Source organism: Actinomadura rubrisoli, assembly GCF_004349215.1.
Taxonomy (GTDB): domain Bacteria; phylum Actinomycetota; class Actinomycetes; order Streptosporangiales; family Streptosporangiaceae; genus Spirillospora; species Spirillospora rubrisoli.
In genome coordinates this window covers 1-22155 of sequence record NZ_SMKU01000086.1, presented here as the reverse complement: position 1 = coordinate 22155, position 22155 = coordinate 1, and the positions used below count along the sequence as shown (strand labels likewise).

Annotated in this window: 20 protein-coding genes and 2 pseudogenes; 9 read left to right on the top strand and 13 right to left on the bottom strand. The window is 67.2% G+C overall.

All coding sequences use genetic code 11. The annotated features are described in order from the left end of the window. Nucleotides 1-386 precede the first annotated feature (386 nt). Nucleotides 387-704, bottom strand: a complete 318-nt coding sequence (locus E1298_RS18220; protein ID WP_131894755.1) for a hypothetical protein — start codon at nucleotides 702-704, stop codon at nucleotides 387-389. A gap of 881 nt (nucleotides 705-1585) precedes the next feature. Here E1298_RS18220 and E1298_RS18215 point away from each other — a divergent pair. Beyond that, entirely contained in the window at nucleotides 1586-2152 is a 567-nt protein-coding gene (locus tag E1298_RS18215; RefSeq protein ID WP_243725646.1) for a GNAT family N-acetyltransferase, read from the top strand. 9 nt (nucleotides 2153-2161) lie between these two features. On the opposite strand, the gene E1298_RS18210 is transcribed toward E1298_RS18215, so the two are convergent. The 3 genes from E1298_RS18210 to E1298_RS18200 all read right to left on the bottom strand — a co-directional run bounded on the left by E1298_RS18210 (nucleotide 2162) and on the right by E1298_RS18200 (nucleotide 6169). Beyond that, nucleotides 2162-3067 (bottom strand): hypothetical protein, encoded by a 906-nt coding sequence (locus E1298_RS18210; RefSeq protein ID WP_131894752.1) that lies wholly within the window; start codon nucleotides 3065-3067, stop codon nucleotides 2162-2164. Between the two features lie 212 nt (nucleotides 3068-3279). After that, complete coding sequence (locus E1298_RS18205) at nucleotides 3280-4503, bottom strand: cytochrome P450 (protein ID WP_131894750.1); 1224 nt, start codon at nucleotides 4501-4503, stop codon at nucleotides 3280-3282. A 382-nt stretch (nucleotides 4504-4885) separates the two neighbouring features. Continuing rightward, nucleotides 4886-6169: a citrate synthase gene (locus tag E1298_RS18200; protein WP_131894748.1), complete on the bottom strand. Its 1284-nt coding sequence runs from the start codon at nucleotides 6167-6169 to the stop codon at nucleotides 4886-4888. Nucleotides 6170-6298: 129 nt separating this feature from the next. Between E1298_RS18200 and E1298_RS18195 the strand changes: the two genes are divergently transcribed. Next, complete coding sequence (locus tag E1298_RS18195) at nucleotides 6299-6961, top strand: thiaminase II/PqqC family protein (protein WP_165975526.1); 663 nt, start codon at nucleotides 6299-6301, stop codon at nucleotides 6959-6961. A 100-nt stretch (nucleotides 6962-7061) separates the two neighbouring features. Here the strand turns inward: E1298_RS18195 and E1298_RS18190 are convergent, their stop codons facing one another. Both E1298_RS18190 and E1298_RS18185 read right to left on the bottom strand, forming a co-directional pair. Next, nucleotides 7062-7976, bottom strand: a complete 915-nt coding sequence (locus E1298_RS18190; protein ID WP_279498671.1) for a serine/threonine-protein kinase — start codon at nucleotides 7974-7976, stop codon at nucleotides 7062-7064. Between the two features lie 95 nt (nucleotides 7977-8071). Beyond that, nucleotides 8072-9010, bottom strand: a complete 939-nt coding sequence (locus E1298_RS18185) for an aldo/keto reductase (protein WP_131894742.1) — start codon at nucleotides 9008-9010, stop codon at nucleotides 8072-8074. Nucleotides 9011-9333: 323 nt separating this feature from the next. On the opposite strand from E1298_RS18185, the gene E1298_RS18180 reads away from it, so the two are divergent. Continuing rightward, nucleotides 9334-10119 carry a hypothetical protein gene (locus E1298_RS18180; protein WP_131894740.1) on the top strand — a complete coding sequence of 262 codons (786 nt, stop codon included), beginning with the start codon at nucleotides 9334-9336 and terminating at the stop codon, nucleotides 10117-10119. 192 nt (nucleotides 10120-10311) lie between these two features. Here E1298_RS18180 and E1298_RS18175 read toward each other — a convergent pair whose 3' ends face one another. Both E1298_RS18175 and E1298_RS49515 read right to left on the bottom strand, forming a co-directional pair. Beyond that, a complete protein-coding gene (locus E1298_RS18175; RefSeq protein ID WP_131894738.1) occupies nucleotides 10312-11577 on the bottom strand; it encodes a hypothetical protein in 1266 nt (421 codons plus the stop codon). 70 nt (nucleotides 11578-11647) lie between these two features. Next, nucleotides 11648-11998, bottom strand: coding sequence for an excalibur calcium-binding domain-containing protein (locus E1298_RS49515; RefSeq protein ID WP_207944703.1), 351 nt, complete (start codon nucleotides 11996-11998; stop codon nucleotides 11648-11650). Between the two features lie 1453 nt (nucleotides 11999-13451). Here E1298_RS49515 and E1298_RS51825 point away from each other — a divergent pair. Beyond that, nucleotides 13452-14108 (top strand): helix-turn-helix domain-containing protein, encoded by a 657-nt coding sequence (locus tag E1298_RS51825; RefSeq protein WP_165975524.1) that lies wholly within the window; start codon nucleotides 13452-13454, stop codon nucleotides 14106-14108. Nucleotides 14109-14327: 219 nt separating this feature from the next. Here E1298_RS51825 and E1298_RS18160 read toward each other — a convergent pair whose 3' ends face one another. The 3 genes and pseudogenes from E1298_RS18160 to E1298_RS51820 all read right to left on the bottom strand — a co-directional run. Next, complete coding sequence (locus tag E1298_RS18160) at nucleotides 14328-15290, bottom strand: hypothetical protein (protein ID WP_131894736.1); 963 nt, start codon at nucleotides 15288-15290, stop codon at nucleotides 14328-14330. A gap of 91 nt (nucleotides 15291-15381) precedes the next feature. Further along, nucleotides 15382-15603, bottom strand: a complete 222-nt coding sequence (locus E1298_RS18155) for an SPFH domain-containing protein (protein WP_131894734.1) — start codon at nucleotides 15601-15603, stop codon at nucleotides 15382-15384. 88 nt (nucleotides 15604-15691) lie between these two features. Continuing rightward, nucleotides 15692-15886 (bottom strand): annotated as a pseudogene (locus E1298_RS51820) (hypothetical protein); the annotation flags it as partial. 487 nt (nucleotides 15887-16373) lie between these two features. On the opposite strand from E1298_RS51820, the gene aac(6') reads away from it, so the two are divergent. From aac(6') to E1298_RS18135, 3 genes are all read left to right on the top strand, one after another. After that, on the top strand, nucleotides 16374-16853 hold the full coding sequence (aac(6'), locus tag E1298_RS18150) for an aminoglycoside 6'-N-acetyltransferase (RefSeq protein ID WP_131894732.1): 480 nt from the start codon (nucleotides 16374-16376) through the stop codon (nucleotides 16851-16853). A 199-nt stretch (nucleotides 16854-17052) separates the two neighbouring features. Continuing rightward, nucleotides 17053-17313 (top strand): class II glutamine amidotransferase, encoded by a 261-nt coding sequence (locus tag E1298_RS18145; RefSeq protein WP_131894730.1) that lies wholly within the window; start codon nucleotides 17053-17055, stop codon nucleotides 17311-17313. An 824-nt stretch (nucleotides 17314-18137) separates the two neighbouring features. Then, on the top strand, nucleotides 18138-18350 hold the full coding sequence (locus E1298_RS18135) for a helix-turn-helix domain-containing protein (RefSeq protein WP_131894726.1): 213 nt from the start codon (nucleotides 18138-18140) through the stop codon (nucleotides 18348-18350). Nucleotides 18351-18422: 72 nt separating this feature from the next. Here the strand turns inward: E1298_RS18135 and E1298_RS18130 are convergent, their stop codons facing one another. After that, a complete protein-coding gene (locus tag E1298_RS18130; protein WP_131894724.1) occupies nucleotides 18423-19745 on the bottom strand; it encodes a DUF2786 domain-containing protein in 1323 nt (440 codons plus the stop codon). 266 nt (nucleotides 19746-20011) lie between these two features. Here E1298_RS18130 and E1298_RS18125 point away from each other — a divergent pair, with 266 nt between their 5' ends. Together E1298_RS18125 and E1298_RS51815 are read left to right on the top strand one after the other, a co-directional pair. Beyond that, complete coding sequence (locus E1298_RS18125; RefSeq protein WP_131894722.1) at nucleotides 20012-20275, top strand: hypothetical protein; 264 nt, start codon at nucleotides 20012-20014, stop codon at nucleotides 20273-20275. Between the two features lie 497 nt (nucleotides 20276-20772). Further along, a pseudogene (locus E1298_RS51815) lies at nucleotides 20773-20907 on the top strand (IS30 family transposase); the annotation flags it as partial. 179 nt (nucleotides 20908-21086) lie between these two features. Here the strand turns inward: E1298_RS51815 and E1298_RS18115 are convergent. Then, a protein-coding gene (locus E1298_RS18115) for an IS5 family transposase (protein ID WP_131894720.1) occupies nucleotides 21087-21901 on the bottom strand; the annotation gives its coding sequence in 2 pieces (ribosomal slippage) (nucleotides 21087-21541 and nucleotides 21541-21901; 816 coding nt in all). Nucleotides 21902-22155 lie beyond the last annotated feature (254 nt).

The following is a 22155-nucleotide window of genomic DNA, read 5'->3' as shown; positions in this document are numbered from 1 at the left end:
CTGCGCGAAGCACATCACCCTCGGCAAGAGTTTCGCAGCATCCTTCACGCCACCCGTGGCCTGATCGGCTTTTGAGTCGGACAATTCCGTGGTCGGTCGGCCAGCGGACGAACGCGCATCGCGCTTGGTCCGAAGGTTCGCCGGCAGCCTCCCATGCCATAGTGGGTGGCCCGGCCTCCGCGCATCGCGCTCGGTCCGAAGGTTCGCCGGCAGCCTCCCACGCCATAGTGGGTAGCCCGGCCTCCAGGTTGGGAAAGCGCGATCGATCGGCCTGCGGACGAACGGACATCGACTGCGGTCAGACGCGCCGGACCTGTTCCCGAGCTCGGCTGCAGCTTGAGTCAGGTCAGCACGTTGAATGGAAGAGGTCGCCGACGAGTTCCGTCTCAGCAGCTTATTGTAGAGCTTGACGGCTGCTGTGGTTCCTCGATGTGCACTTCACTCCCGTTATCCTCCAAGACTTTCACGGTCTCGGGCATGGTCTTCAGACATAATTCCATGCCGTAGCTGAATACGATCCCTGTGCCGCCGCGATCGAGAAGGTTCTGGACGTCGGCGGGCTGGATACCCGACTCATGGCGGGTGCCATGCTCGGACCAGTCCCAGTCCCAGTCCCAGTCCCAGGCGCGGCCGCCGCCGGCGAACAGCGGCCAGAGGCGCCACCGCGCCAGCGCGGCCGTCGCCCCGGACGCGGCGGCGAACACCAGGACCGCGGGGTCGCCGAATACAGCTTGAAAGCCTTCCGGGCGTCAGCCCTTCGACCTCCATGCGGCCCAGCAGACGTCTGTGATTTGGGATGACCTGTCCATCGGGAGACTCCTCCGGGTGCAACTCGCACTGATGAACCGGCATGGTCGAGCCCTCATGAGCCCGCGTGGTCAAGCGGCTGGAACGAGCTGTGAGATATCGGAACGGTGAAGGAACTGCGTGTCCCTAGGGTTAAGGGTGGTGTAGCTGCGGGGTGGGGGACGGACGTGTCGGGGCGAGAGGATGGATTGTCGCCGGCGGAGCCCGAGCGGTGTGTGTCCCAAGGCGCCTGGGCGCCGTGCCCGTGGCGCGTTCGACCAGGGCACGGGCCTGCCCGGGAAGTGGATCTGCCGGGACGTGCGTCTGCCGGGGCTGCTGGTCTGTCTGGGACGTGGGTCTGTCGGAGGGCGGCCTGCCTGGGCGGCTGTTTTGGTCATATGCCCTACCGGCCGCCTGGCGAAGATGCCTCCGGTGAGGATCTCGCCGCGTTGTCGTGGACCGGCATTCACATGATCACCAGCGGATTCGAGCCGATCGTCTCGCGACGGTCGCTCCTCGGAGGCGCCCTTGGTGACCATGGGGTCCGTCTTGGCGGTGGGGACGGGGCCATGGAAGAGGATCCCGAACCTGACCAGCATGGTGAGGGTGTCGAGACGGGCGGGAACACCCAGCGGACTTGGTTCTTGCCGCCTTCGCTGTGATCACGGTCTTCTTGATAGAGGTACGTCCTCCGTTGAGGCCGTGTTGTCGTCTTGCAACCATAGAACCTCCATCGCTTAATGAGCCGGGTGAGAAATGACCGCTGGTCTCGGCTCGTCTGTCATGTGATCCTTCGTTTGTGACTGACGAAGTGCTTGAGCAGGCGGAGACCTCGGCTGGCTCCAAGTCGGTGCGATTGGTCCCGCTGCCGGCTGCGGCGATGAGCGCATTACTGCAGGGTGATCTGCCAGGAGCCAGCGCCGCAGCCGGCGTTGCCCTCACCGAATACCTCATGACCGACGAGTTCCTGCCGGTGTGGCGAATACGCATCAACCAACTCGGCTTCGCTCCCGGCAGCGCACTGTGGAGCGCGCACGTCGCGCTTGCCGAGCCCGATGGTGTCACTGTCGGGCACGCCGGGTTTCATGGGCCGCCCACCGAGGCGGGCATGGTCGAGATCGGCTACTCGGTGGATCCCGGTTACCGGCGCCGGGGCTACGCCAAGGCGATGCTCCGTGAGCTGTTGCAACGCGCCGCTGCTGAGCCCGGTGTTAGGGCCGTGCGGGCGACGATCAGTCCGGGCAACACCGCGTCGCTTGCCACCATCGCCGGGTTCGGGTTCGCTCAGGTCGGGATGCAGTGGGACGAAGAAGACGGTCTTGAGATCATCTTCGAGGTCCGCGTACCCACTGTGCGCCCGGGCTGACGGTCAAGCTCAGCTGGGATGGAGTGAGGCATCGGGTTCGCAGCTGAGCAACTCGTGCAGGACGGGCGGGATCTCATCCCACAGCCATTCGTTCAGGGAGCCGGGGAAGTCGGCCGGCGGCCTGATGCCCAGCTGGTCAGGTGCCACCTCGACCAGCCGTGCCGGTACGGGGCCGTCGTCCCACACCGGCTCGTGACCGCCCCAGAAGGCGGCGAAGTCCTCGCTCGTCAGCAGGACTTCTGAGGGCAGGACGTGCTCGCCCGCGTGCCGTCCGAGAGGGAGCAGCCGCTGTGCGGCCGTGCGCAGGATGTTGAGGGCCGCTAGGTCGTGCGGGCATGCCGCGTCGGTGATCTCCAGTTCGGGCAGACCGAACCGGTGCAGGCCGCGGGTGGTGAGATCAACGCAGGCGCAGCCGTCGATGTCGTCCTCGTCCGCTGTGCATTGGCCCGCGTTCCGGTACGGAGGCAGCGAGGCCCCGAGCCATTCGTCCGCGAGGACGAACTCGCCGATGCGTCCGAACGGGATGACGGTGAGCACCTGGTCGCAAGCGAGATCCACCGGCACACCGCACAGCGATTCGGCGATCGCCTTCGCGGCCGTGCGCGCGATGTGGAGGCCGACAGGCAGATCGCTGACCGGCAGGGTGCAGGTGACGCCGATGTGCCGGGCGGCATGGCGAACCCGTTCGATGTCCTCTACGTCGACGCCGATCACCTGGCTCAGGTCCCACGGCGAGTCCGCGGCCCGGTACCCCGATAGGGCCAGGCGGGGCGTGTTCAGCCGTTCCGCGATCTCCGTCGCGTACCGGCCGGACAGTCTTTGGCGGATCGCGACCGTGACGTCGCCCGGCACCTGGTCGGTGGCGACGACGAAACCGGCAGTGATCTCTTCGGGGACCGTGATGGTGACGGACATGGCTGCCTCCTTGGGCGACGGCGGACCGGCGTGTGCTGTCCAGCTTCGGCGAGGCGCCAGGGAGGGCGAAAGTGGAATGCGATTCTGTGGATAAGTGCTCCCACAACGCTTCCGGTTTGTCGGAAGCAGTATGAGGTTCCTCTTTGGTTGGCATTTGGGGCACCTTTGGCCATGGCAAACGAGCAGGTGCGGTAGCCGTAGCGTTCTGCCGGTCAGAAGGCGCAGGGGAGTGTCTTGATCCCGTTGATGAAACTGGTGCGCTGCCGGGTCGGCGGAGCGGTCGCGTGGAGATCGGGGAGACGGGTGTAGAGCTCGCGGAGCAGCACCGTGATCTCACGTTTGGCGAGGTGGGCGCCGAGGCAGAAATGCGGTCCGGGCGCTCCGAACCCGAAATGCGGGTTCGGAGAACGCGTGATGTCGAACACGTTCGGATCCTTGAACACGCTCTCGTCGCGGTTGGCTGAGTTGTAGTAGAGGACGACTCGTTCGCCGGAACGGTAGACATGACCCAGCAACTCGTAGTCGCGTGCCAGTGTGCGGCGCATCCACGTCACCGGGCTCGCGTAGCGGACGATTTCCTCGACTGCGTCTGGAAGCCGTCTCTCGATGTCCGCGAGGAGGAGGTCTCGCTGGTCGGAGTGTGCGGTGAGCAGTGCGAGTGCGTGTGAGAGTGCGTTACGGGTCGTCTCGTTACCCGCCACGACGAGGAGCGTGAAGAAGCGGGCCAGTTCTAGGTCGGTGAGCGCTTCGCCGTCCACGTTCGCGTGCGTCAGTGCGGTCACGAGGTCGTCGGCGGGCTTCTCGCGACGTAGGCGTCCGAGGTCGGCCATGAGCGAGTGCAGGTAGGAGAATCTCTCGCTGAGCGCGGTCGTGCGGTCCCTGCCGTCGGGGTCGACGTAGTCGGGATCGCCGATCCCCAGGATCACGTTCGTGGCATCGATGACGCTCTCATAGGCGGAGTCGGGGATGCCCATCATGGAGCAGATGATCTCCAAGGGCATCGGCATGGCAACGTGCTCCACGAAATCGCAAGGGCCGCGTTCGACGAGTTCGTCCACGATGCGACGCGCGAGGACCGTCACGTCACCGGTGAAGCGCTGGACAATGCGCGGGGTGAAAGAGCGGGAGACGATCCGGCGGAGCCTGGCATGTCGCGGATCGTCCAAGCTGATCATGGAGCCGGAGAATTCGACGATCTTCGGCGGCGGGTCGATCAGGCTGACGGCGGTGGGCTGCGAGCTGAAGACCTCGGGATGCCGGCTGGCCTCGCTGACCTGTTCGTACCTGGTGAGGGCGTAGAAGCCGGGACTGTCCGGCAGCGGGCAGTACACCGGTCCTTGGGCCGCCCGAAGGGTCGCGAACAATTCGTCGCGCTCGTCCAGCGGATTCGCCCAGAAATCCAGGCTCGACAGCTGTGTCTCGACGATGGAGGCCATTGACCAGGGTCCGCCTTCCGCTGGGGGAGTCGCCGTCCTCAGGCTAACCCGGACCATCCTGGGAGGGCGATCAATGAGGGCTCTCCTTTGGCTCCGCCCAGGTAAGAGTGCGTGTCGAGGGCCTGCCGACCGGCTGGGGTGATGCTCCCGGTACGACGGGAACCGGCCAAGAAGGATGCCGAGATCATCGGAATCCGCTCACCCCCGTCCCTGGGCCACGAGGCGGGTGTCCATGTCGCGGGTGCCTCGTATCCGCCAGAGCGCGCGCGGGCGGGCTCAGTGCCCGCCCGCTGCGCACAAGCCATCGGCCGGATGACGCGATGTTTGCGCCATTCCGGTTGTGCGGTGCACACGGCGGTCGTGCCATGTGCCGGGACGCTGGTCAGCGGGAGGAGGGATCCGCGTAATGGCGCTCACCCGGGCCCACGTACACCTGGCGCGGACGGCCGATCTTCGTGCTGGAGTCGTTCATCATCTCGCGCCACTGGGCGATCCACCCAGGGAGCCGGCCGAGCGCGAACAGGACGGTGAAGGCGTTGGTCGGGAAGCCCATCGCCTTGTAGATGACGCCTGTATAGAAGTCGACGTTCGGGTAGAGCTTGCGCTCCACGAAGTAGTCGTCGCTCAGGGCGACCTCTTCGAGGCGCATCGCCAGGTCCAGCAGCGGGTCAGACTTGCCGAGGGCCTCCAGGACCTTGCCCGTGGCCTTCTTCACCACGGCCGCGCGCGGGTCGTAGTTGCGGTAGACGCGGTGCCCGAAGCCCATCAGCTTGACGCCGGGCTCCTTGTTCTTGACGCGCCGCACGAACGAGTCGATGTCGTCGCCGTTCTTGTGGATGCGCTCCAGCATCTCCAGGACGGCCTGGTTCGCGCCGCCGTGCAAGGGGCCGAACAGGGCGTCGACGCCGGCCGAGACCGACGAGAACAGGTTGGCCTGGCTGGAGCCCACCAGCCGCACGGTCGAGGTGGAGCAGTTCTGCTCGTGGTCGGCATGCAGCACGAACAGCATGTCGAGCACCCGCACGATCTCGGGGTCGATCTCGTACGGCTGCGTGGGCAGCCCGAAGGTCATACGGAGGAAGTTCTCTACGTACCCCAGGGAGTTGTCCGGGTACAGGAGCGGCTGCCCGATGGAGGTCTTGTACGCGTAGGCGGCGATCGTGGGCAGCTTGGCGATGAGCCGGATGCTGGACTGGTCGACCTGCTCCGGGTCGAACGGGTCCAGGCTGTCCTGGTAGAAGGTCGACAGCGCGCTCACGGCGGACGACAGCACCGCCATCGGGTGCGCGCGGCGTGGGAAGGCCGAGAAGAACGCGCGGAACTTCTCGTCCAGCAGCGTGTGGTTGCGGATGTCGTCACTGAAGCCCCGCAGCCGGTCGGCGGTCGGTAGCTCGCCGTAGATCAGCAGGTAGGCGACCTCGAGGAAGGACGACTTCTCCGCCAGCTCCTCGATCGGATAACCCCGATACCGCAAGATGCCCGCATCACCGTCGATATAGGTGATCGACGACGTGGTGGACGCGGTGTTGGTAAAACCCGGGTCGAGGGTGACGTGCCCGGTCTCCTTCAGGAGGCTGCTCATGCCCAGCCCCGAGGGGCCCTCCGTCGCCTCCGTTACCTCGAGGGGCATACGGCCGCTCGCGTGGCTGAGCTCGAAATCCGACATACTCGCTCGCTCCCAACTCCGTCCACACCTGCGTAGACGCTCCGTACTTCATCGTATCCACGTGATCACATGGGCCCATCCGGGCCCATGTCGTTGACGGCAGCCCTCGCCGGGTGCTCCCGTGGGGGCATGACCGACGACACGGCTGCCGAACTCGTCGCCCGGGCCCGCCAGGAGATCGCGGCCAGGGCTCCAGCGAACCGCTTCCTCGAACTGCTTGAAACGGGTGAGTTGCCCCGAGAACGCCTGGTCTGGCTGGCCGGAGAGGAGTATCGCATCGTCGGTAGCGATCGGCGTAGTTTCGCCCTGTTGGCTGCGCGTTTCCCTGACTCACCGGCTGGTGAGCTGTTCCTCGGCCTCGCGCAGGGCGAGGGGCAGGCGCTGATCCTGCTGGACGGCTTCGCTGTGGCCCTCGGTGAAAGTGAGAAGAATCTCAGAGCTTACGAGCCGCGTCCGTTCGCTCAGGCGTACCCGGCCTACCTGGCGCAGCGGGCCGCCTTCGGGACGGCCGGCGAGGTGGCTCTGGCCATGCTTGCGAACCTGGAGGAGTGGGGTGCGTACTGTTCGCGCACGGCCAAGGCGCTCCGCGCTCACTACGGCTTCAGTGAGGAGGCGGTGGGGTTCTTCACCTTCTTCGCCGAGTCACCGCCCGGCTTCGAGGAGCAGGCCCTTGCCGTCGTCGCCGCTGGACTCGCCGCAGGTGACGACCCGGCGGAGATCGCTCGCGCCGCTCGGCTCCTGCACGCGTACGAGTCGGCCTTCTGGCACGCGCTCGTGGAAGACCTGCCCTGACAACTCTCGGCTCAGGCGGTGGTGGGCCTTCGGCCACTCAGCTAGCCGGTTCTGTGGTCGTGCTCGTTGTCGCGCTGCGGAAGTGCCTGGAACGGTGGCTTCACGGGGGAGACCCAGGGTGGCGCCCGGGTCCCGTGTCAAGGACGCTCGTGGACGGTCGGCAGCTCGGCCGGATCTCGACCAGCGTTCGTTCCTGCACGCCGATGAGTTCCCCTACGTCCGCCGGCGGCCATTCCTCGCTGTAGTGCGCGTCCAGAAGCGTTGACAGCGCGGTGAGTACCTGCGCTGGCGAAGGGCGTTCCTCCGGCTCCTTGACGAGGCACCGTGTCACGACCCCGCGCATGGGGTCGGGCAAGCGGCTGAGGTCGGGGGCGCCGTGCACGATGCGTCCGCGCACCTTATGGCCGGTGCCGAAGGGCGCCGAACCAGTGGCCGCGTACACCAGCGTCGCGCCCAGCGAGAACACATCGCTCTGCGGCGTCACGGGCTCTCCGAGAGCCTGCTCAGGCGACATGTAGGCGGGGGTCCCCAGGATCTCCGAACGCGAGAGCGGCAACGCGTCCAGCGGCCGCGCGATTCCGAAGTCGATGACCCTGGGACCGTCCGAGGCGAGCAGGACGTTCGACGGCTTCAAGTCCCGATGGACGATCCCCGCCCGATGGATCGCGATCAGGGCTTCCGCCAGTCCTGCCCCCAACCTGCACGCCGCCTGTTCGGGGAGCGGGCCCTTGTCCAGCACCACGGCGGAAAGGCTCACTCCGCGGATGTACTGCGTCGCGAGCCACGGCTGGTCGGCGTCCGGGTCGGCGTCGACGACGGGTGCCGTGTAGAAGCCGCTCACCGACTGCGCCGATGTCACCTCACGGCGGAAACGGGCCCGCCACCTGGGATCGCCCAGCAGTTCGGGCCTGATGACCTTCACCGCGACCAGCCGCCTGCTCGGTGACGACGCGAGGAAGACTTCGCCCATCCCGCCGGACCCGAGTCGCGCGACCACACGGTAAGGGCCGATCATCTGCGGGGAGTCTGGATGCATTGGCACAGGTCCGATCATGGTGGGCGCGCTTCATCGTGCCATGGACAGGCCCCACATCCCCTATGGGGCGCGGCTCACGTCCAGGGGAGCGCGCTTCGTTCGGCCCAGTACCGTTCTGGGGGCACGCTCAGGCCGGCCAGCACCTCAAGGTCCTCTTCGTTCAGCGACACCTTTGTCGCCTTCAGGTTGGCCTCCAGTTGGGCCGGGCTCACCGCACCGATCAGGATGGTGTCCGCCCAAGGGCGGCTCAGTGCCGCGGCCACAGCAAGCGCGTCCGGCTCTACCCGGTTTTCGAACGCCACAGACCGCGCGGCCATGGGGGGCCTTATGGCGAGCTTTCCGTTCGCTATGACCTCCTTGAGGAGAACGTGCAGCCCCGACTCGTGTGCCTCGCGAAGAGCTCCCTCCGCGGACGTCTCAAGGATGTTCCATGTCGACTGGACGGTGCTGAAAAGCCTCTGCCCGGACACCTCCAGGGCCATCGCCCGGCGGATCGTGTCAGCCTGACCGGGGCCCGAGGTGGAGAAGCCGACTCTCACGCCCTTGGCGGCAACCTCCGCGAGAGCCCCCAGCAATCGAACGTCCTTGAACAGCGGGCTCTCCTCGGTGAGCGAGTGCACCTGATAAACGGACAGGGCCCCGTCGAGCAGATCGCGGGTCTCCTTGTACTGGGCCTGGAACCGGGCGAGGCTGTGCTCTTTGACTTCGTGCACGGTAGCGTGCGTCTTCCACTCGCCGACGTACGTGTACCCCCACTTGCTGGATACGGTCACGTCCTCCGGCTTGCGGTCGGTGAGCCATGAGCCCAGGAAGTCCTCCGCCCTGCCGTACGACCGTGCCGTGTCCACCCAGCGGATGCCCGCCGAGTACGCCACGTCCAGGACGTTCCAGGTGGACTTGCGCAACGCCTTGACAGTGCGGCTGAGCGGTAGTTCTTCCGCCCTTCCCACGTTGATGTACGCCGGGCGCCCCAGTGCCGCCAGCCCGATCCCCAGCCGCTGTATCGCATCCATGCCCCCACCCTGGCATGCCGGCCCCCGCGCTCACGCCCCAAAGGACAGTTACCCAATCTGTCCGAACAATCCGGGAACGAGCCAGAGTGACTGACATTTGGGGTGCCTGTCCGCCCAGAGGTCGCCAAATCCCACATAAACGGATATGGGTGTATTAATCGGGCTGGCCGAGTTGCCCGGTCCGGGTTTCCCGGCGCCGCCGGACGTGCGGTCACCAATTCGCCGCACGGTTATCCACAGAATTGCATTCTACTATTGTTGCCGGGCGGTGTGGGCGAGGCTGTGGAGCGTCGACGTTTCACCGTGACGAAGGAGGCACGACGATGCCCGCACAGATCATCCGCGGCGACTATGGCGTCCACCAGTTCGCCAGCCACCTCGGGCTCTCCCGGTGGCAGATGCGCGTCGGCCGGGAGCATGGTCTCCTCCCCGGCCCCGACATCGACGGGGAACGCTGGTCCGCCGACCTCGCCGATGAGGTCAGAGGGAACGGCGCGCAGGTCATCGCCATGTTCGGGGACGAGCCGCCGATCGGGTCCGCCAGGGCCGCGGCCAGGCTGGCCTCACGCGTCGGGCTCGACGTCGAGCGCCGGGACGTGGAGATGCTCGTCGCACGCGGCGACCTCAACGTCATCAGCAGCTTCCGCGGATATCCCGTCTACCTCAAACGCGACCTGGACCGGCTCGACCCCGACTCGGTGCGTGAGGTCGTCTCCGCAAGGAAGGGCCCTCTGATCGATACCGTCGACGCCAGCGGCGCGGCGATGATCCTCGATTGGCCCAGGAAGACGTTCGATCGGATCTCAGCCGATCGCGGCCTGGTGACGGACCGTCTGGGCCGCTACGCGCTCTCCGACATTCAAGCCCTGGGAGTGGACGAGAACCTCACGCGCCAGGTCCTCGACGAGAAGCGCCGCCTCGCCCTCGCCAAGGCACAAAGATCGGAGACCAAGATCGAGGACGTCGTGCGGGGCTGGCTTCTCCAATGCACCGCCTACGTCGATCGCGCCGTTGCCCAGCCGCCGGATACCGCGGCCCTCGGCCGGGCGATACGCACGCTGGTCATGGCGCGGGCCGAGACCGAACGACAGCAATGCGCCGCGCCCTAACGATGTCCACGGAAGGGCGCGGGGCCGGGAGGGTCGGTGGGGCTTGTAGGCAGCCTTGCAGCCTCTGTTCTCGTTCGGATCTGTTCTTGTTCGGACGGCGAGGAGCGGTCGGAGCGGCGGGCCAACGTCGGGCTGCTGGGTGTGGAATGCCCGTGTGCCCAGGGAGGGGTGGGCACACGGGCGTGTCGAGGGTCAGGCCCGTCTCGAACTGGAGCGGCGGCCTGAGGGGCGCTTCTTGTCCGGCTGCTGGCGTGCGATGGCGGCCCGGAGCCGGTCGCGGGCTTCCGTCCGCGACATGGCGGGCAGGCGATCGGGCAGGCACGCGGCGAGCGACGAGGACGCTTCGACCAGCCCGTCGTCGTCCACCACCGCGCGCTCGCCGGTCCAGGTTCCAAGCAGGATCGCCGAGACGCCTCCGGGGTGACGGGCGAGGAGATCGCCGATCCGGCCGGCCTCGTTCTCGCAGTCGGCCACCAGGAGCAGGCGGCGGGCGTCCGTGATCCCGGTGTTCTGGCGAATGGCGAGCTCCGTTTCCAGGTAGGCCAGCGCGGCGTCGAGGTTGCCCGGGATGAACAGCCCGGCGGCGGTCTCGTCGAGCATCTCGTCCTCTCCCAGCCCGAACAGCATGGTGGCGTCGGGCCGCGGGATCACCACGATGGAGCTGTCACCGTGTTCGTTGAGCGCGGCCAACGCGAGCATGCGTGCGGTGGCGATCGCTCCGGGACCCGACAGCCCCATGGCGGGAGCGGCGAACGGGTCGAGCGCGGGCCGGTAGGTGAAATGAACGGTCTGCGTGTCCGGGACTCCGCCGACGGCGGTCGCGGACAGGAGCGGACTCGCTGCGGCGGCTGCATAGATGCGGTGCCTGAACGGATAGCAGATCGCTGCCGCGGCGGGGAGGAGGAGGCCGAGCAGCAAGATCGGCTGTAGGGAACGTGCCTCTGGCTCGTGGTCTGCGGCCCGTTCGGTGAGGCGTGCGGGTTCCGTGCTCGGGGCGCTTCCGGTAGGGGTAGCCGACGGCGAGCTGTCACGGCGGGGACGCTTGGCCGGTGGGGGGCTCGGCTTGTCCATCGGTTTGGGAGGCGGAGGCCGGTGCTCGGTCTGCGGTGCTTGCTCTGGACGGTCTGCCCATCGAATGGTGTCCGGGCCGCCACGACCGTGGTGCCGTTTCCGAGACTTCCCGTACATCACCCACCACGCCTCCCTGCACATCCGCGTGGTGGGCCAGTCGTTGATGCTCGTCGGGTGACGGCAGATGGCAGGTATCGACGCGCGCGGCTCCGGTTTCGATAGTGCGACTGCACTGGCCGGCGCGGCGGCGCCGAAGGAGATGGCGCCGGCCACCGCCGTACAACCCAGGACTCCGCAGGTGCAGCGGAGGATGTCGCCGAACACGTCGGCAAGTCTGGGATCTGCGAGGAAACGGTTCATCTTCGCCCCGGGGATCGCGTTGGTCACCGTCAGGATGCCGATCGTAGTCACTTCGGCTACGGAGCGTTGAGCATTGGTGACAGTTGATCCAGCCGATTCACTCGCAGCCGACCCCATCGCCGTCCCGGTCGAGATGCCGTGCGTAGCCCGGCTCGCCCGCATGGATCGGAGCCTTGCCGGCGGCCCGCACCGCGGCGCAGTTGCTGTAGTAGACCGGCTCCTGGGCCGGCGGCCGCGGGGCCCGCCGCTTGGAGACGCGTGGTTTGGGTTTGGGCGTCTCTGTTGGGTGCTTGATCCTCCTTCGTGGCTGAACGGAAGCCGTCGGACCGGATGTGGTGTCGAACGTCTCGCTGGGCTCGGTCGATGGAGTCGTTGAAGACGACGGTGTCGGTGAGATCGACCTGGTGGAGGACGTGGTGGTGGAATCTCCGACGCCGAGCAACGCCATGCACCCGCCGAGCAGGAGCAGGCAGAGGGCGAGGCCGCAGCCGCAGCCCGCCAGGTTTCGGCCAGTATTGGACTTTTGCGTACCGGTTGGCTGTGGGCCCGGTGGATACATGCGCGCCTCCTGATATGGGGATAAGGGTGAGACGCACTATTTGACGGAACGGGTTACGCGGATGGGCGTCGATCGTCCGGGATGTGGATCTCCAAGCTGGATGCGTGACTAGTCTCCCGAGTTTGAGTGAGGCCGTTACCGCAGGTCAGCAATATTCTTATCAACGTTCGAGTAAGTAGATCTTGGTGGCTGGTAAGCGGTTGAGTGTCCTGAAGTGGACGAGGGGGGTTGCTCGAACGCTGACCGAAGCGCTCATCGAGCGTTGAGGTCGAGGGTCCATCCAGCTGTTCTGAGCGTATTTTCGCGACCTGAAGCGAATCTACAAAGGAGAAGGACCGGTTGAGCTACCTTGAGGCGAGGTGACGCAATCGGCGTCCGCCGGGTACTGGGTCCCCTTAAAGATCACTGCCATCGAACCGGCCGCGAGGAGTGTTGAACGGAAGGCTGGCCCCTGATCAATAGCTGCCGGTGTCGGCAAGTATCCACCGGCGAGTTCCTCTTTTGGGTGTAGTGACTCCAACCGGGGGAGTGGCTGTGTCCGTTTGCTCACCGGCTTTGCCAATACGGCCTCGGAAGGAATATTTAGGCCTGCGGGCACCGGTTTGTCGCCTCTTGTTGCCACGCCCAGAGGGTGAAGGCCCGGAGTGCAGTGAGCCTTCAGAGTGTGGTGGACGGCTTGGCCTGTTGATCCCGGCCGTCTTCCCGGGGAGTGGAGGTGAAGTTCGAGCGGCCGCCGGGCAGGATGAGCGCGGCGGGGGTAGGGAGCACGTCGGGCCGATGACGGCGAGCAAGCCTCCGGCGGCAGAGCCGGTTGGCTGATGACCAGTATCGAGGAGGCCGAAGATGCTTCCAACCACCGCCACTCCGGCCACCACGCCCACTTGAATCGCGGGAATGACCAAGGCCGACGTAGCACCGGCATGCCCGGTGGCGTCTTGACCAGGACAGTGGTCACGAGGCGCCCGCGGTCATCGACATTCCAGCTCCTGCGATCAGCGGACCAGGAATGAGGTGCCATGAGCGCAGGTCAGTGAGCCTTTCGGCCGCGATGTGAGTGCTGCTGGTCACATGACGGTCGCGGTCGGTGCGGCGGGCCTGGAGCGTCATGAAGCCCTCGATAGGACGGTTGGTCTCTCACAACCCGCCGTCCGACGGCTCCGCATGCTTTGGGTCGTGCTTCGCTGCCGTCGTCGCGCCAGACCCTTGCCTACGCCACCGGAATGGTGCGCCAGCATCGAAAGACGATCGCTAGTGCGTTGACCACATACGTTTGCCGGGTTGGGCGACACACCCGCTGAGGTCGGCGATATTGGGGATCAGCCGCCGTCACGCTTGTCGCGATGTGGGCGCTGTCGAGGGTGAGGTGGTGCCGGTGGCCTGTGCACTCTCATCGGGCAAGCAGACCCTGGTGACCTTGGTGCACCCGCGAAAGGGCGAGACGTGCGCCGAGCTGGGCGCCGGGTTCGCCGTCTCCACCAGCACCGCCTGGCGCCATGTCAACGCGACCATCGACGCGTCGGCTGCCCGCTCACCCAAGCCGGCCACCGCGCTGCGTCGAGCACGCCGGGATATCCCGCCCACCTTCTTCCTTTCCAGCTCACCCCACTGTAGTTGGGTGGCGATCCTCTGGAACCGTGGAGACATCGAGATTGATGGTCATGCCGTTCTCCGCCGCTGTTCGTGGTCGACGGGGCTGAGCCGGTCGGCGGTGGAGTGCCACACGGCACGGCATCGCGCTACTCGGCCGTTCCACCGAAGACGAGCTCGTCAGCCTTGTACGGACTACCGCCGCCCTGAGGGAACTGGGTGCGGAGATCCCCGAGGCACCTCAGATCGACCGACTGGCCGCTGTGGGGGGAGAGATGGGGCGGCGTGGCTTGCCCTGCCCCCGGAGGTGTGGTGGAGCCTCCAGGGGCGCTTGGCATCTGTGGCGTGGGCTCGTTGTGGTGGCCTGCTCGGTGGTGTGTGGGCGGGCCTTCTTTGGTCAGGATTTGATTGAGACGCTACTGCGGTTGCTCGTACGGATGGTGAACATGAGGGCGTCGATGGTTTTGGACGGTCTGTTCGGCGTCGGAAAAGGAGGTGGACTGCGAGAGTCGCAGAGAAGGCGAGAGTTGTGGGTTCTGCTGCGGCGAGGGCGGTTGAGGGCGTCTGCTTTCGGTCGCGACGGGGTTTGGTGGTTGTCGGTATGCGGTGCCGGGTGTTTCGAGGTTGCGTGCTAGGCGGCTTTCGGGAGCGGGATGTCGGCTGGGGAGCTCAGGACGTCGTACAGGCCCAACGGGAGGGTGTCGCCCCAGAGCCAGTCGTTGATCGTGCCCTCGAAGTCGTCGGGCGGGCCGACCTCCAGGAGGCGGGGGGTCACGAGGGTGAGGCGAGCTTCGAACGGAGTGGGGTGGGTGAGGTGTTCGCGGCGGGTGGAGCCCCAGAAGTCGTTGAAGTCGGTCTCCGTGAGGTGGAGGGCCGCGGAGATCGTGCGTGTGCCGTCGGCGGGGCCGGTGGCCAGCCACGACCAGTGGCTGGTGAGGAGGTGACGGGCGGTGGTGCGCAGGACGTTGAGGGCGGCCAGGTCGTGGGGGCACGCGACGTCGGTGATCTGGAGTTCGGGCAGGCCGAAGCGGCGGAGGCCGCGGGTGCGGAGGCAGACGCAGGAACAGCCGTTCACGCCCTCCGGGTCGCGTTCGGGTTCGGGAGCGGTGCAGCGGCCGTTGGCCCTGAACGGGGGAAGGGCGTCGCCGAGCCAGTGGTCGGCCAGGACGAAGCTCGTCCGTTCGCTGGTGGGCGACGCCAGGATGTGGCCGGTGATGAGGTCGGCCGCGACTCCGCCGGTGGCTGCGGCGAGGGCGTACGCGGCGGCGCGGGCGACCTGGACGGCGCGGGGCTGGTCGGTGATCGGCGCGAACGAGTTGACGACCGCGAACTCCTCCGCGTGGTGGAAGGCCCATCCGGCTTGACGCTGATCGGGGTGAACCGCCTTGACGCGCATGGGATCCCAGCGCAGGCAGGCCAGTTCTTCGCGCCTGACCTGCAACTGAGGCGAGCCGAGCCGTCCGGCCATGTGGGCTTCGAAGGCGCCGGCGGGGCTCTGCAGGAGCAGGTCGGTGAGGTTGTGGGGCACGTGTTCGGCGGCCACCGCGAAACGTGAGGTCGTGGTCGAAGGCACCGGGAAAGTGATCATGGACATTGCGCTGTTCCTTCCTTGCCGGGACGGGACGCAGCCAGGATGCGTCGCCGGCCCGACGAGAAGTTGTAGAACGACGTTCTGTGGATAACTCTCAGTTGCCGCGCTGATCCAGGACGATCCAGGTTCCGGGCTTGGCCGCGACCTGATGGGTGCGCAGGCGCAGGAGCGACGGGTGCTCTTCGAGGATTCGGGCTGCGTTGGCGAGGGTCCGGAGCGATGCCGCCTTCGCGCGAGCGCGCTCGACGTCGGCGCGGCCTTGTTCGCGGGCCAGGAGGGCGTCCTGGGCGGCGCGCCGGAGTTCGCCGGGGAGCATGAGGTCGTGTGCGGGCCTCTGCGACGGCGGACGTGGGCCCGGCGATGACCTCCACGAGGTTGGAGAGGCGCGTGTGGTCCGGGAGCAGTTCGCCGAGGGTCACTGCGGCGACGGCGTCCCCGATCCCCTCCTGGACGGCTCCGTACAGGACGGCGTGTCCCGACTCCGCGCCTGTCGTGAAGGCCACGGGGTCGGTGACCGACCAAGTCACGATCACGCTGACGCGGAGGGAAAGTCCGTCCCTGGTGATGGGCTCCTGGCCGGAGACGGCGAGCATCCGCGGCCGAGTCTCGACGGACGGTCGTCAGGCTTGCGCGCTTCGCCCGGTAGCGATGCCGTCCCGGTTCCAGAACGCGGTCGTGCCGGCCGTCGATGAACAGGAGGGCTCGCTGCCACTTATCACGGTCACTGTTGCCATGCCCCCCACCATCCGGGGGGCGGCCCTCGCCCGGCGACGGACGCACGGCGGGGGCGTCCCCGGCTGGAGCCGAGAGCCCGCAGGGCCGGGTCGGCCGCTCCTGCCGGGAGGGCCGCTTCAGAGGAGTCGAACCTTGGTGTCGTCACCACCAAAGGTCGGATGCCGCCGATGCACAGGTTGCCTACCGGCTATGCAGGGGCGCTGCATGCGACTTCCGCGAGATCAACGGTAGGACTGGCGGCAGACGATCGTTGACGGTCTTCCGGCGGTCGGAGGTGCTGAGGCCGCGTCAGGTTGGTCCGCGCGCTCATTGGTGCGCGCGAACCCGGGCAGCCACAGCAAGATTGGTTCTATGGAGATCAAAGGTGGACGGGTTGTCCTGCGTCCGGTGACCGACGATGACGCGGGAGTGTTGCGGGAAATCATCCGGGAACCGGAGGTCGCCGCATGGTGGGAGCAGGTGGAGGACTTCGGCGAGATGCTCGCGATCGTCTTGGGTGAGGGGCAGGTTGTGGGTGCCATCCAGTACGACGAGGAACTCGATGAGGACTACCGTCACGCCAGCATCGACGTCTTCTTGAGTGCTCGTCACCATGGTCGCGGGCTCGGGACGGACGCGGTGCGCTCGCTCGCGGGCTGGCTCGTCCGCGAGCGGGGCCACCATCGCATCACCATCGACCCGGCGGTGGCCAACGGTGCGGCGATCCGCTGTTACGAGAAGGTGGGCTTCAAGCCTGTCGGCGTCATGCGCGAGTACGAGCGCGATCCGCTCACGGGCGAGTGGCGGGACGGGTTGCTCATGGATCTGCTGGCGAGGGAACTGACCCGCTGATCGGCAAGATTCGCCGGGCACGCGATGGCGACTTTGGGTAAATTTCTCGTCACTTGCAGTTAAGGTCATCTGGTACGGGTACTTGGCTGCTGGCGTTTCGGGCGTAGCCGCTCGCGCGGGCGCAGCCGACGATGCCCTGTCCCTCCCGCGCTTCGTGTTGGACGGACACGGGCTGTGAACGATTGAGAGGTGATGGCATTTGCCGCCTGTTTGGCATGGGCTCGGACGGTTCTCGCTGGGCGGTGAGCCCGTCCGCGGCAGGGCGTCCTGGGCCGCGATCGAGAACGCCGACTTCGCATTTCACGCACGGGCCGTGCTGTCCCACAGGTTCGTGTCGCACATCCGTGATGCCTCTGTGGACGGGTTGACCGTGCACAACTGCCATACGTTCGTGATGAACGATCGGCTGTTCGCGCACAACGGCGTCGTCAAGGGATGCGGATGCTCGGCGCACGGCTGACGGACGTGGAGCGTGCCCATGTCGCAGGGGAGATTGATCCGGAACCCCGGTTCGCCTACGTGACCACCGAGGTCGGGCGCAGCGGCGATACCACGACCGGCATCATCGAGGCGGCGGGAGCCACGGGCGGGCCGTGTGGGCCGGTACCGGCCGTTGTCGTCACCAGTGAGTCGATGGACGGTCATTCCGGCTGGCGCGGGCTTGAGCCGGGCGAGTTGCTCGTCGTCGACAGTCTCGAAGAGACTTCGCTGTTCCCGTTCACGCCCCTGGGTCGTCCGCCGCGTCGTTCGGACCTCTCCGTCTGCGAGGCGGCCTCTCAGGCGACCGTCGCCCCGACCGTGGTCGCGCCGCCCAGCTCCGTTGGCGCCGTCTTCCCTGCCACAGCAGACGGTCGGATCTCCGTTGATTCGCTTGGTCCTGCCATTTCGCGGACGTCGGCCCGTCCGCATGGGATCCTGGAGTGTCAGATGAGTGCCGCTGTGCGGAACGGTCGGCGACCCCCGGGCGACCGTCGTCCCACACGGTGCTGGCGAGCTAAAAGGCGCGGCCCCTGCATTGAAGGCTCATCGGAGGGCGTGGCGGTTCCGGTACGCGCCTCGTCCGTGCCGATGCCCCTGCAGGACGTTCAGCCGCCTGCGGTGCAAGGGCCGTCTGTCTAGCCTCGACACGCCGCTCACCATGGAAAAGACCAGCTCTGGCCGATTTCGCGTCGAATCGCGCGGCATCACGGGCGTATTTGGGGGGAATGTGTACGTTGGGTAGATCAACACTGCTGTGAGCTGCGGGGACGGCCCCGCCGCCCAGCTTCGGAACAGGAGGTCTCCGTGACCCGAACGTTGTCGAGAGGCACACGTGTCACCGGTGCCGAACGCACACAGCTCGCCGCGGAGCTCGCCCCGCGATACGCGGCCGGCGAAAGCATCCGTGACCTGGCGGCCGAGACCGGCCGATCGTACGGATTCATCTACAACGTCCTGAAGGAGGCGGGGATCCCGCTGCGCGGCCGGGGTGGCAACACCCGGCGCAAGAAGGACTGACCGCTCCCAGCTCGAAGAGGAACAAGCACAGGAACGGGACGTCCCCCTCGCCCCCCGGGGGGACCCCGAGCGTTAGGAAAGGCGGGAGGCCCCGGTGACCTCGGAGCGCCCGTTCAGGCTGGCAAGGTCGGCTGCTGCCCGTCCGGCCACCCAGCCCTCGTAGTTGGAGACCGAACCGGCCCGGCCTCTGGCCAGGTTGGGAAACATCGTGTCGACGGCCTGTTCGACGGCCCGGTCGCGCGCGGCCAGTACGGGAAGAAGATCCTTCCCGACGGCGCCCGCGGCCGCCTGGTTCGTCGCCTCTCCGGCCGCATCCCGCAGCCGCTCCCCGATACGAGCTGCGTAGGCGTTGAGGAACGCGTGACGGAACGAACGCGTTCGTGACCGTCCCAGAGCGTCCCGCTTGGGCCCCGCGTGCACCATGGCCGCCGTCGCCTGCACCAGCAGCGACGTGAACAGCATCTCCACCGCGGCCAGATCGGCGGGAAAACCCAGGACCGTGGAGAAACCCAGCTCCCGGTGCCAGACGGCACGGCAGCGGTTGGCGTCGGCCACCACCGTCAGTAGGACGGCCTTGGGCGCGTCATACGGGTTGTCCACCGCGACACGCCGTCCGGCCGGCCCACCCCGGTCGCCGGTCTCGGCGGCCAGGAGCGCATGGTCGATGCTGTGCCGCGCAATAAGCTCCTGGGCGCGCGCGCTCAACGCCTCGGCTTCCTCGGGGAATTCCGTCGACTCCGCCTTGGCCAGGAGTGCCCGAACCTTCGCGAGCATCCTCTGATCGACCTCACGGGCACGTTCTCTGGACGGCGCCGGGGCCTCCCTACGAGGCGTCCCTGGGGGAGGCCCGATGCTCGCCAACCGCGGCAGGCCCTCCAGAAGGTGGACGAGTTCAAGTGTGCAGGCGACCAGAGTGGCGCGGTTCACGCCCTCACGCTCACACCAGGCGACCGGCCGCTCGGCGTCGTCCTGCCACCACACCTCCGCACCGAGGTCAGCGAGTTGCTCGCGCCACTGGTCGTCCACGGTGGCGGCGGAGTATGCGCGCATCTCGGCGGCGATCGCGTCGATCACCAGCCGCCCATGTCGCGCTGTGAGACGACGTCCGGTGAACCGGACAACGTCCGCCGGCTGCCAAGCCCGTTCCCACGCCATGGTGACCGCTCGCCGCAGCCGCGTCGCCGCGCACCGATCGGCGGCACGCGTCCAGCCGGGAACGCCGGGACGGTCGTCCAACTCGGCCACGAGGCACCGGAACGCTTCGTCATCGTCCTGCGAGAGGGCTTGCACCGCCTCGGCCATCAGCTTCTCGGCCGCCTCCGCGAGCGGGGGCGGTACGGCGGCCGAAGAGTCCGCCGCCTCACCAGACCGTGGCCGCCACCACGCCTTCCGCACCGGCACTCCCGTTGTTTCGAGGCTCCGTCACTTGGCCAGGACGATCCTGCCACGCACCGCTCCCCCTCCGCGTACGGACATCACCGAGTGGTAGGACTTTCGCCCGCCTGTTCGTCTTCCAGGTGCCCTTGTGCGACTGGATGCGTGCATCCGGCCCACCGCTTGTTCGCTCGCTGCCTGGGCCGGCGGGGTCGTTATCCACAGAATGCCGTTCTGTAGCGGGGGAGAGGTGCGGCGCCTGAGGATGGGAGGCGTGCGAAGCCTTCGTGGCCGATGTGGTGGCGGGCGACGACATCCCTGATGCTTTCGGCGAGGGCGGTGAGGGCGGTGAGGGCGGCTATGACGGTTACGACGGCAGGGTGGTCCTGGTTGCGACTGTCGGGGCTGTGACGGTGACGGCTGCCAGGTTGCCGAAGCGGCAGGGCGGTCACGACGGCTGGGCGATCAGGGAGGTGAGGGCGGCCGTGGCTCAGGTGGCTCGGGATGGCGAGGGCGGTCACGACGGCCAGGAAAGCCACGGACGATGTTGACGCTCGCGACCGGCGAGCACCGCCAGGGCAGCCATGAGGGCCGCAGGGCAGTGAGGAATGGCCAGATCAGGCAGGGCGGGCAGGACGGTCGTGAGGGCCAGGGCAGTCATGTTGAGGGCGATGCGGGCAGTGAGGAATGGCTAGATCGGGCAGGACGGTCGCGACGGTCGGGGCAGTCACGTTGAGGGCGATGTGGGCAGTGAGGGCAGTGAGGCAGTACAGCTGCCTGGGGCGTCATAGGAAGAAGTCACGACGATCACGACGATGGTTAGGGCGGTCGCGACGGCGAGGGGAGCCGGGTCGGGAAGCGAGGTTGAGTAAGTCGATAAGGGCCTGTGTTTGTCCACCAGCGGGCAGCGGCCCCACCTTCGGACTTGGGTTCTAAAGGTGGTCGCAACATCTGACCCGTGGGGTGTTGCCATGATCAAGGCGCGTCGCGCAGCTAAGAAGCGTGGACCCGCGCCGCTGGCGGACAGCGTGACCCATACCTTCGCCTGATGGGGCAGGGGATGAGCAGCTCGGCCGTGTGCCGTGAGGTCGGGGTCAACCGCAGGACCGGCACTCGCTGGAGGTACGGGCGCAAGGAGATCGACCGGACCGGGCGCGAGCGCGTCTATGCACCGATCACCGAGGCGGGTCCACTGCCCGCTGGGAGGTGGGGCGGGAACATGTTCGTAGAGCCAGGCGCGGGATGAGTTCTGAGGTACGACGACGTCTCAGTTGGGGCAAGGTCGGTGGGGGTTTGCTGTGGCGGCGGTGGAGCGTTGGTTTCGGATGAGGTGTGGGTGCTGTCTTAGAGCTCGTAACAGAATCAGCGGACGAGGCGTCGCCAGCAGATGATGGCTGCGGCCAAGGTCATGAACGCCTCGTGGATGTCGTCGCGGACCTCCCAGCGGATGCGTAAGCGGCGGAACCAGTGCAGCAGGCCGATGGTGCGCTCGACGACGTAGCGGTGGACGCCCAGTCCGGACCCGTGGGGGCTGCCGCGGCGGGCGATGACCGGTGTGATGCCCTTGGCCCGGACCAGCCGCCGGTACTTGTCGTGGTCATAGCCGCGGTCGGCCAGCAGCCGCCCGGGTCTTCGGCGAGGCCGGCCGACCCGGCCCCGGACGGGCGGCACCGTCTCCAGCAGCGGCAGCAGCTGGGTGACGTCGTTGCGGTTGCCGCCGGTCAGTGTCAGGGCGAGCGGGGAGCCGTGGCCATCGGTCAGGACATGGTGCTTGGAGCCCGGCCGGCCGCGGTCGACCGGACTCGGCCCGGTTTTGGGCCGCCCTTGAGCGCGCGGACGTGCGAGCTGTCGATCACCGCCCTGGACCAGTCCAGCTGCCCGGCGGCATGCAGTTCCTCCAGCAGCAGCCGGTGCAGCCGCTCCCACACCCCGGCGGCGTGCCATTCGGCCGGCCGCCGCCAGCAGGTCATACCCGATCCGAAACCCAGTTCCTGCGGCAGGAACTCCCACCGGATCCCGGTGTGTAGCACGAACAAGATCCCGCACAGCACCTTGCGGTCATCCAGCGGTTTGCGTCCGGTGTGGCGCTTGCGCCGCTCCACCCTCGGCAGCAGCGGCTCGATCCGCTCCCACAGGCTGTCGGGCACGATCCACGGGGGTTCCTCGCCCTTACGCATCCACCTACAGCACCTCGCCCATCACCAAATGTCGCGCTACATGCACATTTTGTTATGAGCTCTTAGCGGGTGGTGCCGACGTCGTTGACTTGGCCGCAGGGTGGCGGCCAGGGCGGTGCGGGGAGCGGGGGGGTGTCCCTATGGAATTTGTCAAGCGGCTGGAGCCGCTTGAGTTGTGATCTTTCGTGAGGGTTGGTAGGGCTGTTGGTCGCGGAGCATGGCGTAGATGACGTCGCTGCGGCGGCGGGCGAGGC

Excerpts from the sequence above, each read along its gene's own strand:
- E1298_RS18210 (WP_131894752.1), bottom strand. The coding sequence starts at position 3,067 with ATGTCCGTCACCATCACGGTCCCCGAAGAGATCACTGCCGGTTTCGTC.
- E1298_RS18205 (WP_131894750.1), bottom strand. The coding sequence starts at position 4,503 with ATGGCCTCCATCGTCGAGACACAGCTGTCGAGCCTGGATTTCTGGGCG.
- E1298_RS18200 (WP_131894748.1), bottom strand. The coding sequence starts at position 6,169 with ATGTCGGATTTCGAGCTCAGCCACGCGAGCGGCCGTATGCCCCTCGAG.
- E1298_RS18195 (WP_165975526.1), top strand. The coding sequence starts at position 6,299 with ATGACCGACGACACGGCTGCCGAACTCGTCGCCCGGGCCCGCCAGGAG.
- E1298_RS18190 (WP_279498671.1), bottom strand. The coding sequence starts at position 7,976 with ATGATCGGCCCTTACCGTGTGGTCGCGCGACTCGGGTCCGGCGGGATG.
- E1298_RS18185 (WP_131894742.1), bottom strand. The coding sequence starts at position 9,010 with ATGGATGCGATACAGCGGCTGGGGATCGGGCTGGCGGCACTGGGGCGC.
- E1298_RS18180 (WP_131894740.1), top strand. The coding sequence starts at position 9,334 with ATGCCCGCACAGATCATCCGCGGCGACTATGGCGTCCACCAGTTCGCC.
- E1298_RS49515 (WP_207944703.1), bottom strand. The coding sequence starts at position 11,998 with ATGGCGTTGCTCGGCGTCGGAGATTCCACCACCACGTCCTCCACCAGG.
- E1298_RS18160 (WP_131894736.1), bottom strand. The coding sequence starts at position 15,290 with ATGTCCATGATCACTTTCCCGGTGCCTTCGACCACGACCTCACGTTTC.
- E1298_RS18155 (WP_131894734.1), bottom strand. The coding sequence starts at position 15,603 with ATGCTCCCCGGCGAACTCCGGCGCGCCGCCCAGGACGCCCTCCTGGCC.